At 29.6% G+C, this 958-nt stretch carries 1 protein-coding gene; it reads left to right on the top strand.

Features of this window, described 5'->3' with window-relative positions:
* Positions 1 to 84: 84 nt before the first annotated feature.
* Positions 85 to 958, top strand: an 874-nt coding sequence (locus HX088_RS13845) for an IS982 family transposase (protein WP_286484481.1), incomplete at its 3' end; no start/stop codon positions are given.

Raw genomic sequence — 958 nt, 5'->3', positions numbered from 1 at the left:
GTAGTGCATTTGTATTAGATTGTATATAAAAGTTGTACAACCTGCTAAAAAGCAGTAAATTGTAGTTACTACACAAACAATTCAATGCACAACTTTAGAGCAAATTACGATAAAATTTTAGAAGTATTAAAGAGTTTAGATCTTGAAAGTGAGAATTTTTTATTTCAGATACGAAAGCCCAGGTTATCTGACTTGGAAATAGTTGCCCTAAATCTGACTTCAGAATACATGAGTATTGATAGTGAATATCAACTTTTTAGAATATTACCTTCTGATATTAAGTCACTTATAGAACGCAGTGTTTATAATAGACGAAAAAGAAGATTATTTATACATATGGAACGGATTCGAAAACTGTTAGCAGAAAAATTTAATGGTTCTGAAAAGTATTTTATTGTGGATAGCATGCCTTTAGAAGTTTGCAAATTATCAAGAAGCTCACGTAGCAAAATATGCAGAGAAACCGATTATGCAATTCCAAATAAAGGTTATTGTGCTTCACAGAAAATGCATTATTATGGGTATAAACTTCATGCGGTTTGCTCAGCGGAAGGTGTCTTTCAAAGTTTTGATATTAGTCCAGCATCAGTGCATGATATTCATTATCTGAAAGATATAAAACAACAATTTAAAAATTGTACGCTATTAGGTGATAAAGGATATTTATCCGCAGAATGGCAATTGGATTTGTTTACATCACACAATATTAAGCTGGAAGTTCCTATGAGAACAAATCAAAAAAACTATAAAGATCAACCTTTTGTAATACGCAAATACAGAAAAAGGATAGAAACGTTATTCTCTCAATTATGCGATCAGTTCATGATTAGACGTAATTATGCTAAAAGCTTTTTAGGGTTTAAAACAAGGATACTATCAAAAATACTAACGCTTACTATTATTCAATCAATAAACAGAAACCAAAATAGAAATATTAACAACTTAAAAATTAATATTA

The organism is Empedobacter sp. 225-1 (genome assembly GCF_030328185.1).
Taxonomy (GTDB): Bacteria; Bacteroidota; Bacteroidia; order Flavobacteriales; family Weeksellaceae; genus Empedobacter; species Empedobacter stercoris.
This window is presented reverse-complemented; position numbering and strand designations above follow the sequence as displayed.